Here is a 13,175-nt window from a genome sequence, read left to right on the forward strand (position 1 = left end):
TAACAAACTCACTTAACTTACTGATATTTAGGCAGACCAAGGGTGTTGATCTTATTTAGCGCCTTCACTTTGATCATCGCTTCAACCAGCTGGCGATTGTAATCACGCGCATTTAGCTTAGCCCCCATCAACTGTTTAAAACGGTACATCGCTGTTTCTGCTAATGAGCGCACATGATATCCACTGAGCTTTTTCCATTGTGCGATTCCTAACTTATTGCACAACATGACAGCCTCATTGCGTGGATGCTTATCAGTCCACAGCCGTGCATTCTCTCTCGGCGGGATAGCAGGTATCGCGCCTTTTTCAGTAATTTCTGCATAGCAGCGGCGGCTATCATAAGCACCATCAGCGCTCACTCTATCTATACGCCGGCGTAATGGTCTTATCAAATCTTGGAGGGTCTCGCCGTCGGTGACGTTACTGAGCGTCATTTGCGCCCCCACAATATCATGCGTGTTGGCATCCACCGCAAGGTGCAGTTTTCGCCACTTTTTTCTTGCCTTTACGTGGTGCTTCTGTGCATGCCATTCACCTTCGCCAAACACCTTAAGTCCTGTGCTATCAACTACAATATCTACAAATCCAGTGGTGCGGACTTTACTGCGAAATTTAATATTCAACTCAGCACTGCGCTTACACAGACAACTGTAGGTTGGGGCTTCAAGCGGAAGCTTCATCAAAGATAATACCGATTGTGTGAACCCTTGTAGTGCCCTGAACGACAAGCCAAAGACAGCTTTGAGTGTTAAGCAAGTTTCAATAGCAAGATCAGAGAAATGATTAGAGCGGCCACGCCCACCGTGAGTACATTCGTTATACCAATGACGCGTTGCTTTTTCGTCAAACCAGAAGCGAATATTACCGCGGTTAACGAGGGCTTGATTATAGTGAGACCAGTTTGTGATTTTGCTCATTGTTGTTGCACGGGCTAGTAGGATATAGATGATCTGATCACAGGCTGGCAAGATAGTTCAAACTTTTAGGAAACAACGCCCAAAAAAATACCAATACTTAAAAATATATAGCTTCTTTTTGCAACTACCGATGTTTGTACAAAAGCGAACATACATATGAGGATCAGTAAATTAATCGCATCTGTTAATACGCCATTGAGGTAGATATCATTTTCTAATCGATAAAAATGGTAGAGGTATATCACCACAATCATTAGTAATGACATAATAAACACGCTGATAAATAACTGCTTTATAACTAGCGGTACTGAACTTAACTCAGCTTTCACTTTGACTGTTGGGGGTTGTTTACTCATAAGAGATCACGACAACTTACTGCAATTGAACCAACATTAGCAAAGCGTGTTTAAAAGTACATGACAAAGCGCCTGTGAATTTCAAAAACCAGCATTTTGACTGAAGAACTCAGCCTAAAAACAACCCCTTTTGCTCAGTAAAAAGTTCTACATTTACGCTATTTTCTGATAAATATCGCATTTCTGGCATCATTTTTTTATCATCTATGCGGATTCTGTTTAATACATTTACTAGCATAATGACTAACACACGATTTATTCCTTTTCGAAAACACGACATTATTAATCTTTGCCAAGTCTACTTAGGCGAACAGCAGAAAGCGTCATTTATAGAGTTTTGTGTATTACTACAAAGCGTGACACATTATCAATATCACGAGCTGTTGGAATCATTAAAAGATAACTACGCGCCATTTGACCCAAATAGTGACACCCGCACACTAAAACCGATTACCAACGAGCAACGTGCCTGCTATCAATCTGCGTTTGCAAAAGATTTTGCCACGGTACTCAATGCTGCCAACTTTGAAACCATTACCAATCAAGACTTACAAGACGCGCTTAATGAAGAGTCATTATTTAAAGTACGTTTGGCCGTTGAGTTTGATGATTTTGCTGAAGTGGTATTTTACCGTCGTGGCGAATCGCAAAAAACCGAGACTGTGCGAAGCTTCTGGGGGCTTAAGAAAAAGCAAATTCAGTTTACTAACTACGACCGCGTTGCCGTATTCATCCGCTTTAAAGACGAGCAGTATTTTTTAAAAAAAGGCAAAATGCCGCTAGGCTTTGAGCCAAACTCAACTATCGTCAAACTATTCCAGAATGTACCAAAAGCCGATTTAGAAATGCTGTTTCCCAATAGTGAAGTAAAAATGCGCCCTATAGATAAACTCATTATTGGCTCATCAGCACTAATAGGTGGTGCTGTAGTTTTAGTAACAAAATTAGGCGCCTCAATTCTACTTCTTATTGCTATGATTGCTTTTTGGGGTGGTTGGCGTAGTGAAGAAGTGCACATGAGTCAGCAGCACTTTATAACCTTTGCAATCGGCATGGGAGTGTTTGGCAGCTTTATCTTTAAAGAGTGGAGTAAATTTAAAAACCGTAAAATTCGCTTTATGAAAGCACTGGCCGACAACTTATATTTTAAAAACTTGGATAACAATGCTGGTGTTTTTCATACCCTTGTCGACGCAGCTGAAGAAGAGGATGTTAAAGAAGCTCTGCTTGCCTACACCTTTTTATTAAAAGCCAACACAGCAATGAGCGCAGAACAATTAGATAAGAGAATTGAGCAGTGGTTCAACGAACAACATAATTGCCAACTCGATTTCGAAATTGATGATGCCTTAAACAAGCTCGTAAAGCTTGAGCTGGTTAATCAGCAAGATGACGTTTATACAGCAGTTGATTTAGATAAGGCCAAACAGCGCTTAGATACGCGTTGGGATGACTATTTTAAGTTTTCCTAAGCCTTTAAAATCAGCTACTAGCACGCACAAATAGACTTTGCGTTAATTCAACTGGGGTAAATGCAACTTTATCTCAATGTGCTTGCGCACAGAATGCTCTGCTTTTAGGATAAAATTTTACGGCTAAAAAAAGACCATTCCATGCAATTAAAAAAAACAATCCTCATTGGAGCCAGTTTGCTATGCGCAGCAACCACGGCTCAGGTATATGCTAACGACAAGTTTGTCTCAGAAGATATTTTTCAACTTGAATACGCAGGTGACCCACAAATAAGTCCAGACGGTAAAAAAATCGTTTATGTGCGCAGCGGCTACGACATCATGAAAGATGGCAACAAGCGTAGCTTTTGGCTGTACGATATAAAATCTGGCCAACACACACCGCTTTTCTCTGATGAGCATAACTATAGCCAACCTACTTGGTCTCCAGATAGCAAGAAAATTGCTTTTACCAGTAACTCAAGCGGCTCAAATCAACTTCACGTTTATTGGTTAGCGCAAGACAAACAAGCATTACTAACGCAACTGCCAAAATCAGTACGTAACTTAACCTGGTCGAATGACTCTGAGCAAATTGCTTTCACTATGAGCATTCCTGAAGGTAAATCTGCGTTCGCTAAATCAGTAAAACTACCGAAGAAACCAAAAGGTGCCGAGTGGTCAAAACCTGTTAGAGTTTTTGAAAAGGCACGCTATCAAGCTGATGGCGCTGGCTTTTTAGAGCCTTCATATCGTCACGTTTTTGTTATTCCGGTTTCGGGTGGCACACCGCGTCAGTTAACATCGGGTGATTATCAGCATTATGGCCCACTAGCATGGGATCCAAGTAACACAAAACTGGCTTTTTCTGCTGATCGCAATGATGAGTGGGAGTACCGCACAACTGAGTCAGACCTTTATGAAATTAATGTAAAATCAGGTGAGCTTACGCAGCTAACTAATTTGCCTGGCCGTGAAACTAAGCCTCGTTACGCTAAAGACGGTGATGAACTTGCCTTTGTTGCCCGTGACAACGCGCCTGTGCCTTATATTAACTCAACACTATCTATGCTCGATTTAGATGATAAATCAATCAAGCATATTACTGAAAAATTAGACCGTTCAGTTGCTGATTATAAGTGGTCAGGCGATGGCGACTTTGTTATTCAGTACGATGATTTTGGTAAGCGTAAGCTCGCTAAAGTAAACAGCCGCGGTAAGGTAACTGATTTAACTGATACCGTGTCGGGCACTTCAATTGGTCGTCCGTATATCAGTGGTAGTTTCAGCATGGCCAATAATGGTGCCATTGCTTACACTACTGGCAGTGAATACCGCCCAGCTGATTTAGGCTACCTTTACAAAGGTAAAAAGAAAACGCTCACTTCATTAAACGAAGATGTGTTAGGTCATAAAAAGCTTGGTAAAGTGCACGAGCTGAATGTTAAATCGCAGTTCGATGGCCAAGCAATTCAAGGTTGGTACATCACACCACCTGATTTTGATGAAAGCAAGCAATATCCATTAATGGTTGAAATTCACGGCGGCCCACACCTGGCCTATGGCCCAAGCTTTACTGCTGAATTACAACGTTATGCCGCTGAAGGTTACGTGGTTGTGTATGTTAATTACCGTGGTTCAACAAGTTACGGTAAAGACTTTGCATTACTGCTAGACGGTAAATACAGCTCTGAAGAGGACTTTGCCGATCATAACTCTGCGGTTGATGCGATGATTGCTAAAGGCTTTATCGACAAAGATAACTTATTTATTGCTGGTGGCTCAGCAGGTGGTATTGCAACGGCTTATGCTGTTGGTTTAACAAACCGCTTCAACGCGGCTGCGATTACCAAACCGGTGATCAACTGGTTAAGTAAAACTCTTTCAGCTGACAGCTACATTGGTCAAATTCGTAACCAGTTCCCTGGCATGCCTTGGGATAATGTTGAGCATTACTGGAAACGTTCGCCGCTTTCATTAGTAGGTAACGTAACCACGCCATCATTGATCATGACAGGTGAAGAAGACCGCCGTACGCCAATTTCAGAATCAGAGCAATTCTACCAAGCACTAAAACTGCAAAAAGTAGATACCGTACTTATTCGTGTACCAGGCTCGCCACATGGTATTGCAGGTCGTCCATCACGCATGATTTCTAAAATTGAATACACGCTTGCGTGGTTCAAACAATATCAGAAGTAATAATTTAAACAGGAGTGAGCTGCTCACTCCTGTTTAAAAATAATGACGACTAAGCGCGAGTTGAGCAGAACCTATCGACTGCGCTTTTTCTCCACAAATACCTAAACTCACTTCACACGAGCGCAACCCCCGACTATCTAACTTTGTAAATGCTTCAACAGATAGCTGTTTGAGCAGCTGTAAAGCCTTACTTGGCAGTGGCGAATCAATAATCACCGCTTGCATATCTAACAAGCTCAAACTGTTATGCATTGCTAGGCTTATTGCCTTCGCAGCCTGCTCTAGCCAAGGGCTAATAAGCGCTTTATGAGCAATAAATTGACTTTCTGTTAGTTCATAGACCGATATATTTAGCTGTCGTTGATCAAATAACGTCTGTAGCGTCAATAGTGAACACTGGCTAAGCAATTGCTCTCTTTCAGTGTTAAGCATCGAACCAATGGCACCAGCATTGCCACTTTTTCCCTCCAGAACTTGGTTATTAATAACCACTGCGCCACCTAAAAAAGCGCCTAGATAAACATACAAAAAATCATTGTAATTTTTGGGGTTGCCAAAGCTTAACTCAGCACAGCAAGCCGCATTATTGTCGTTACTAATAAAAGCAGGTAATCCAAACTGGCTTTCTAAATAGGTTTTTAAGTCGAAATTCTGCCATTGCGACAACGAACTTTTGCAGCTTTCCATCGACGCCTGCCACTGCCAAATATCAAATGGCATTGCGACACCTAAACCACACACACGCGCCCTTAATTCAGGCTCTAGTTGAGTTTTTAATTGTGGGATATGTGTTTCTAAGAATGATTTAAGCTCATCAACCGATGCTTCATTCACCTCAACAGATACCGATGCTCTTTGCGTGCTTTGTAAGTCAACGAGTATCAGGTCGAAGCGTCGTCGACCAATTTTCAAACCAAAACTAAATGCGCCATCTGGGTTGAGTCTAAACGGCACGCTAGGCTGCCCTACTCGTCCCTTTAAAGGTGCTCCTCGCAGTAATAAGTTGTCTTCTTCTAGCTTATTAATATTTACCATCGCAGCTTGAGCAGATAAAGATAGCGCCTTAGCTATTTGCGCTTTAGGCATACTTTCATGCTGCCTAATTAAGCTTAAGATGGCACGTTCGTTACAGCTTCTCACTGTTGGGTTTAGACTGCGATTCATAACATCCTTCATAGTAAAGTCTCATGAGCGGCCTATTAGACCTGTTTGTCATACTATCTGCCACTATAAATAATAAATCAACCTAGTTGATTTATTATTTATAGTCGTGAATACTGTCGCTTACAACAATATGAACACATTAAACTGGTGAGCTATGCAAACACAGTCCGCTATTGTATCGCGCCAAATGCTTTGGCCTTTTATTCTACTTACAATTTGCTTTGCAGCTTGGGGCACTGCAGCCAATATGACAGACCCATTAGTTAAAGTTTTTAGCAAAACATTTTCGATGAGTGCGCTGCAATCTGCCTTAGTGCAATTTAGTTATTATGGCGCTTACTTTTGCTTGGCTTTACCCGCTGCAATGATTAACAGGCGGTTTAATTACAAAACTGGGTTGCTAGTTGGTTTAGCCATGGCCGCATGTGGAGCATTACTGTTTTATCCCGCCAGCCAAACCATGCTCTATAGTCACTTTTTATTAGCCTTGTTTATTCTTGCGGGCGGTTTGTCTATTTTAGAAACCTCTGCAAATCCTTATGTTATGCAGCTTGGATGCGAACAAACAGCAACTCGCAGGCTCAACCTAGCCCAAGCCTTCAATCCTGTAGGTACTAATATAGGTGTGTTTTTGGCGGCTACTTTAATCTTGCCAAACTTAAATCAAGCAGATAGTGCTGGCCGCGCCCTAATGAGTGAGGCGCAATTAAAAACAGTTGTGAGTGCTGAACTTAATGCCGTAATGGTGCCGTATGTCGGTATGGCGTGTTGTTTAATCTTGCTGTGGCTATGTATCTTTTGTAGCCGATCGCCTGCAACAGTAGCAAAAGCGGCAACACCAGCTCGAAAGCTTAAAAAAACCTTTCAACATTTGTACCAAAATAAGCATTATCGATTTGGTGTGCTAGCACAGTTTTTTAATGTTGGAGCCCAAACTTGTGTGTGGACTTACACCATCGGCTATACGATGGAAGCTCTTAACACAACTGAAGTTACGGGCGGCCAAGTCTTACAGTATTCTATGTTGGTGTTTTTAGTGTCACGCTTCGTTATGACTTGGCTAATGCGCTTTATAAACGCGGCTAAATTGCTCCGTTTTATGGCCTTAGGAGCAGCCGTACTTTGTTTTGTTGTTGCAACCCAAGTTAATTTAGCTGGTGTGATAGCACTCGTTGCTATTTCAAGTTGTCTCTCTTTGATGTTTCCAACTATTTACGGGACGGCACTTGAGGGTTTAGGCGATGATGCAAAGGTCGGCGCGGCAGGCTTAGTTATGGCGATTTTAGGAGGAGCATTTTTACCCCTGATCCAAGCCGCAACTATCGATGCATTTAACACTGCTGTGTCATTTGTTGTTCCGCTCATTTGCTTTTTGGTTGTAGCTTTATATGGTCACCACAGCAAAGTAGCAGCTCACTTCGTTAAGCAAACTGATATAAAACTCCACGCAGGGCAGTTGCAGGACTAAACGCATCAATGAGATAATGCACCTCGTTTACCTACTTAAGCGAGGTGTATCATCAATTAATGGCACATATTACATTTTTCTTGGTCAAATTTTTGGCCTTTTCTGTTGGCTGTTTTGCCTGCTTTTTGCTTCATGACCAAGCCAATGTTGCCCTTGTTTTATCTGCCGCTGTTACCGGTTTAGTTGGCACATTTATTCCTTTCCCGGCTCGTTTTGGAAATCACCCTTATGCAGCTATTTACGCAGGAAGCTTTGCCGGCATGTGCTCATCAAGTTTAATTGATAGTTACTGGGAACTAAGTTTTATTTCTTTGATCGGTGCCTGTCTTTATATGCTAACTATGAATCTATTTGCAGGTTTTGGTGGTCGCCTTGGTAGTGTTGCCTTTGCCAGTGTTGCTCTGTTTATGATGGCTAAAGGAGTCTTATAGTGGATATATTTATAGCACTAACCGCTTTAGCAGGTGCATTATCTACCTACCTAATAGCACATCATAATCGCTTTGATGCCATTCGAGCATCTGCTGCCTCAAGCATTATTGCTTATGGCATTTTGAGCTTATTACCAGTAAATTTAGCGCTTTACTCTGTGGTATTTTTTGGCGGGACGTTTATTGGTATGAGCGCACCAAAGCGCTTTGGATTCTTCACGTTAACTATTTCTTCTTTACTATTTTCTATCTTATTTGAATACTTAGTCCCTCTATTGGATGGCTATGGTGGTGCACTAGGCTTGAGTGCCTTTTTATCGGTCTGTATTTGCCACATGGGCATTTTAATGGGCGCACCACGCAGTAAGAAAAGCAATTAAATATTCCAGGCCTTTTAAAAGCCTATACCTTTGCATTAAGATTTATTAGTATGTTAATTGTTTATTTATAAATAATGGATATTTATGCCGTTTCGCTCATTACTGATTGCTATCATGCTTCTGTGCATCAGTTGTGCAACTGCTGCGGATAATTTGACCTTTATTGCTGAAGACTTGCCTCCATACCACTTTATTAATCAGCAAGGCGAAGCAGATGGCGCACTTATAGAAGTTATTGAAGCTACTTTAGCGCAGGCCGATCTAGCGGGTGAGTTTAGAATAATGCCGATGGCTCGGGCTTTTCATGAGCTTGAAAACAATCCAAACATACTAATGATCTCGCTTTTAAAAAACCCAGCTCGTGAAGCTAAATTTAAATGGCTGGGGCAAACGTATTTCTCTGATGCTTATTTAGTTGATCTGGCTTCTCAAAGTCAAAACCATGAAGTAAAAAGCCTAAAACAAGCTGAGAAATACCGCGTTGCGACTATACGTGGTTATTCCAGCGAACATTATTTAAAGCAAGCAGGATTTAGTGAAGATAAAAACTTAGTGTTAGTAAGTCATTATCATCAGCTGTGGCAGATGCTTGAAAAAGAACGAATCGATTTTGTACTAACCAATACACTCACCCTGCAAAATGAACTTGTTTTATCAAATGTAGAAGCTAAAAAAATTCATAAAAGCCTTCACTTAGATGACTTTCCTTCAGAGCTTTATTTAGCTGCAAACTTGAATTTAAATCCTGAAACGGCAATGAGGTTAAGCATTGCACTTTCGACACTTAAAGAAACAGGTCAATACCAAGCCATTTTAGAAAAGTGGCAGCTCCCTCTACCCACAGCCCCTAAATAACGCAAATTTGAAATCATTTTTTAATTCGAGAATAAGCATATCTTCCCGAAAGTTGATTGATTTTGTAGCTAAATTTCAATAACACCAGCTATCTTTCCAAGAATAAATGAAGCTGATGCCGACCAAGGTCGCATATTATTTAATCAAAATCCCCCTTATATTTTTTTATACGTTGTACAAATCTCTCACTAAAAAGTATAGGAGCCTCATTATGGCGGGCGAATATCAACAACAATATCAACAATTTCAGCGCAATCCGGGCCAATTTTGGCTTGAACAAAGTAAACGGGTTCCTTGGTTTAAAGAACCTAGTACACCCTATCAATATGACGATAATGATTTTTATCACTGGTTTGCTGATGGTCAGCTAAACACTAGTTACCTAGCCCTCGACCAACACGTCGAAGCAGGTTTTGCAGATCAAATCGCTCTGATTTACGACTCCCCTGTTACCAATACTAAACAACAATACAGCTATGGCGAGTTACAAACTCAAGTTGCCAAATTTGCGGGACTTATGCAGTCCCTTGGCGTAAGTAAAGGTGACCGTGTCGTTATTTATATGCCAATGATCCCACAAGCCGTTATTGGTATGCTGGCATGTGCGCGTCTTGGTGCCATTCACTCAGTCGTATTTGGTGGTTTTGCACCGCACGAGTTAGCAGTTCGTATTGATGATGCAAAACCTAAGCTTGTGCTTACAGCGTCTTGCGGGGTTGAAATCAACCATGTGATTGAATATAAGCCTTTGCTTGATGAAGCTCTCGAAAACGCCAAGCATGTAGTTGAACACTGTGTTGTATTTCAGCGTGAACAAGCTATTGCCGAGATGCAAGATGGCAGAGACATCGATTGGCAATCAGCCTCAGATGCAGCGAGCGAAGTGGGTGCAGTGCCAGTGGCAGGTGATGATCCGCTTTATATCCTTTATACCTCAGGTACGACAGGAACACCTAAAGGAGTGGTTCGAGAAAATGGGGGTCATGCTGTCGCAATGCATTACAGCATGGAAACTGTGTATGGTATGAAACCCGGCGAAGTATTTTGGGCCGCCTCTGACATCGGTTGGGTCGTTGGTCACTCTTACATTGTTTACGCGCCACTTATTTATCGCTGCACTACAATACTATATGAAGGCAAACCAATTAGAACACCTGATGCAAGTGCCTTTTGGCGAGTGGTTGAAGATTACAAGGTCACCGCATTATTCAGTGCCCCTACTGCGTTTCGCGCAATTAAAAAAGAGGACCCTACAGCCGAGGGCTTCAAACAATACGATACCTCTAGTTTAAAACGCTTATTCCTTGCTGGTGAGCGCTTAGATCCACCAACTTATGAGTGGCTCAAAGACAACACAGGCTTGCCAGTGCTCGACCACTGGTGGCAAACAGAAACAGGTTGGGCTATCGCTTGTAATCCAATTGGTATCGAGCAACTTGCAACTAAACCGGGCAGCTCAACGGTACCGACACCGGGCTTTGATGTACAAATTCTTGATATGAATGGTGAGCAGTGCGCTGCAAACGAAAGTGGTGCTGTGGTCATTAAACTGCCCTTACCACCTGGCTGTTTACCAACAATTTGGCAAAACAATGAACGTTTTCAAGCGGGCTATTTAAACGAATATCCAGGTTATTATCTCTCTGGTGACGGTGGCTATATTGATGATGATGGTTATCTGTTTATTATGGGCCGTACAGACGATGTTATTAATGTCGCAGGTCACCGCTTATCAACAGGTGAAATGGAAGAAATTGTGGCTGCTCACCCAGCTGTTGCTGAATGCGCAGTGTTTGGTGTTAACGACGCACTAAAAGGCCAATTACCGATGGCGATGATTGTACTCAAAGACGACTACCTCGGTGATAGCAAAGAGGTGGAGCAAGAGCTTATCCACACAGTCAGGCATCAAATTGGCGCTATTGCCTGTTTGAAAACAATCGTTCATGTTGAGCGCTTACCAAAAACCCGCTCAGGGAAAATACTCAGAAAGAACTTACGCCAACTGGTCGATGGTGAAGAACTACAAATTCCATCCACCATTGATGACGCGAGTATTTTTGATGAGATCAACCAACAACTTAACAATCGCTGATCAGCTTTTGTAATGTTACCCAAAGGCCTTGTTGTAAGGCCTTTATTCGTTTTGGCCTACGCCTTGCAACTTCACTAGTAAGTTAGCAAACGAAAAGGTAGTTAACATGGCTGTTATCGCAGGTTATATCCAATTCAATGAATTAGGCAAAACAGAATTTCATTATATTAATCAACTATCTGATGCATTTAATCGCTATAAAAAAACAGATGTTAAGCGCTTTGATTGTGAGAATGGAGCTATTTTTCACTATGATTTCGATGCATACCAACAAGCAAGTTGGTTGCAAACTGAGTCGCAAATTGCAACGCTGATTGGCCATCCTTTACTCAGCAGCTCCCGTAGTGATGATTTAAAGGCCATGGCAAATGCAACCTCACTCAACACCTGTTTACAGCAGTGTGAAGGGGTTTTTAGCTTTTGCCAGTTTAATAGCCAATTAGGCTGCTTAGTACTTGCTACTGATCCACTTGGGTTAAAACCATTTTATACCTTAAAAACTGCACATGGCTTACTATTTTCGACCAACTTAGGCTTATTTAAACAGTTGAGTATTGAGCTTGAAAGCGATGCAGAAGCCCTCACTGAGCTTGCTGTGCTTGGCTACCCGCTTCTTGACCACACACCTTATAAAAACATTAAATGCTCATATCCAGGCGAAATATTACGGTTTGATGTCAGCCATGGCGTGGTAAAACAACGTTACTTTGACTGGGTCGCCCTTGCCAAACAAAACCATGAGGTGACAGATGCAATTGATGGAGTCACTCAGGCTTTTCGCAGTGTTGTTACAAAAGCGATGCACACCGATAAAAAAGTGCTGAGCACCCTCTCTGGAGGTCTAGATTCGCGACTAATTAATTGTGAACTGTTACGCCAAGGGGTTGAGCTCAAATCGTTTAATTTTTCAAAGTCAGATAGCCAAGATCTCTATTGCGCAAAACAATATGCTTCGCAAAACGCCCTTAAGCTTGAAGTAGTGCAAGTACGAGATACGCAAAAGCTTTCTGTTGAACAGCGGCTTGGTAAATACTGGCGTAAGGCGCATCACAATGAATATAAAACCGTTACAAGACCACAGATCAGTTGGTCAGGAAATGGCGGCAGTGTTGGCTTAGGTGCCGTATTTTATGGCGACGATATTTATGCAGCAGCAAAAGAAAACAATCTTGATAAACTCATTCAAGCTTATTTAGATCAGCAGTACGCTTATTTGCCAAAGTCAGTAGTTCATAATGCGGCTATGCTGCAACAAAAATTAATAGATAACCTAAAAGTTAGTTTTAAACCCTTGGCTGAATTACCACTCGAAAAAGCATTTCAGCTATTTTTACTTCTCAATGATCAACACCATCATTTGAGCATTCCAAATGAGCAAGTATGCGACTTTAAAATGGAGTTCTTCCATCCATTCTATTCATGGAAAGTACTGCAATATCCTCTAGCTGTCCCTGTTGAATATGTACGTAAACACCGCTTTTATCAGCGCTGGCTGAAAACCAGTTACCCACGAGCCATGCTTGCACCATGGCAAGCATACCCAGGTCATATGCCTTGCCCAATTAAAGTAAACTACCAATCACAATGGCAATTTAACAATAACAACCTGATGCGTTTTGGCGAGCTATTTAAGTTGTGGTACGAGATTATGCGCTTTGACCGCCATCAATTGATCAAACGCAGTCACTTTACTGCGTTATGCTTATTACAATTAGCACACTTAAAAAATGCACAGTCAAATATTCGCATTGCTCAGCGGTTCTGTCAGTGGTAATTAAAAGCGTGTAATGCCCTCAACTGAGGGCATTATTACGAAATACAAAAACTACTTTCTAAAAAAATACATTACAGGCTAG

The 13,175-nt window shown here is 41.7% G+C and carries 11 protein-coding genes; 8 read left to right on the forward strand and 3 right to left on the reverse strand.

Annotated features, from left to right (window positions below):
• Positions 1 to 17: 17 nt before the first annotated feature.
• Both J8Z25_RS11990 and J8Z25_RS11995 read right to left on the reverse strand, forming a co-directional pair.
• Entirely contained in the window at positions 18 to 917 is a 900-nt protein-coding gene (locus tag J8Z25_RS11990; RefSeq protein ID WP_250661049.1) for an IS5 family transposase, read from the reverse strand.
• 65 nt (positions 918 to 982) lie between these two features.
• Positions 983 to 1,273 carry a hypothetical protein gene (locus tag J8Z25_RS11995; protein ID WP_250661104.1) on the reverse strand — a complete coding sequence of 97 codons (291 nt, stop codon included), beginning with the start codon at positions 1,271 to 1,273 and terminating at the stop codon, positions 983 to 985.
• A gap of 239 nt (positions 1,274 to 1,512) precedes the next feature.
• Between J8Z25_RS11995 and J8Z25_RS12000 the strand changes: the two genes are divergently transcribed.
• Together J8Z25_RS12000 and J8Z25_RS12005 are read left to right on the forward strand one after the other, a co-directional pair.
• Positions 1,513 to 2,745: a TMEM143 family protein gene (locus J8Z25_RS12000; RefSeq protein ID WP_250661105.1), complete on the forward strand. Its 1,233-nt coding sequence runs from the start codon at positions 1,513 to 1,515 to the stop codon at positions 2,743 to 2,745.
• 141 nt (positions 2,746 to 2,886) lie between these two features.
• On the forward strand, positions 2,887 to 4,926 hold the full coding sequence (locus J8Z25_RS12005) for a S9 family peptidase (RefSeq protein WP_130050928.1): 2,040 nt from the start codon (positions 2,887 to 2,889) through the stop codon (positions 4,924 to 4,926).
• 33 nt (positions 4,927 to 4,959) lie between these two features.
• On the opposite strand, the gene J8Z25_RS12010 is transcribed toward J8Z25_RS12005, so the two are convergent.
• The gene (locus tag J8Z25_RS12010; protein ID WP_250661106.1) at positions 4,960 to 6,090 is read right to left on the reverse strand and encodes an ROK family transcriptional regulator; all 1,131 of its coding nucleotides are present in this window, start codon (positions 6,088 to 6,090) and stop codon (positions 4,960 to 4,962) included.
• Positions 6,091 to 6,244: 154 nt separating this feature from the next.
• Between J8Z25_RS12010 and fucP the strand changes: the two genes are divergently transcribed.
• From fucP to J8Z25_RS12040, 6 genes are all read left to right on the forward strand, one after another.
• Positions 6,245 to 7,558, forward strand: a complete 1,314-nt coding sequence (fucP, locus tag J8Z25_RS12015) for an L-fucose:H+ symporter permease (protein WP_130050926.1) — start codon at positions 6,245 to 6,247, stop codon at positions 7,556 to 7,558.
• 59 nt (positions 7,559 to 7,617) lie between these two features.
• Positions 7,618 to 7,989, forward strand: a complete 372-nt coding sequence (locus tag J8Z25_RS12020; RefSeq protein ID WP_175580399.1) for a hypothetical protein — start codon at positions 7,618 to 7,620, stop codon at positions 7,987 to 7,989.
• Positions 7,989 to 8,369 (forward strand): hypothetical protein, encoded by a 381-nt coding sequence (locus J8Z25_RS12025; RefSeq protein WP_167658028.1) that lies wholly within the window; start codon positions 7,989 to 7,991, stop codon positions 8,367 to 8,369. The genes J8Z25_RS12020 and J8Z25_RS12025 overlap by 1 nt, the downstream gene beginning before the upstream one ends.
• Before the next feature lie 84 nt (positions 8,370 to 8,453).
• Positions 8,454 to 9,224 (forward strand): substrate-binding periplasmic protein, encoded by a 771-nt coding sequence (locus tag J8Z25_RS12030; RefSeq protein WP_167658029.1) that lies wholly within the window; start codon positions 8,454 to 8,456, stop codon positions 9,222 to 9,224.
• Between the two features lie 211 nt (positions 9,225 to 9,435).
• Positions 9,436 to 11,319 carry an acetate--CoA ligase gene (locus J8Z25_RS12035; protein ID WP_167658030.1) on the forward strand — a complete coding sequence of 628 codons (1,884 nt, stop codon included), beginning with the start codon at positions 9,436 to 9,438 and terminating at the stop codon, positions 11,317 to 11,319.
• Positions 11,320 to 11,425: 106 nt separating this feature from the next.
• A complete protein-coding gene (locus tag J8Z25_RS12040; RefSeq protein WP_167658031.1) occupies positions 11,426 to 13,093 on the forward strand; it encodes an asparagine synthase-related protein in 1,668 nt (555 codons plus the stop codon).
• Positions 13,094 to 13,175 lie beyond the last annotated feature (82 nt).

The sequence above is a fragment of the Pseudoalteromonas sp. SCSIO 43101 genome (genome assembly GCF_023650775.1).
Lineage (GTDB): Bacteria > Pseudomonadota > Gammaproteobacteria > Enterobacterales > Alteromonadaceae > Pseudoalteromonas > Pseudoalteromonas apostichopi.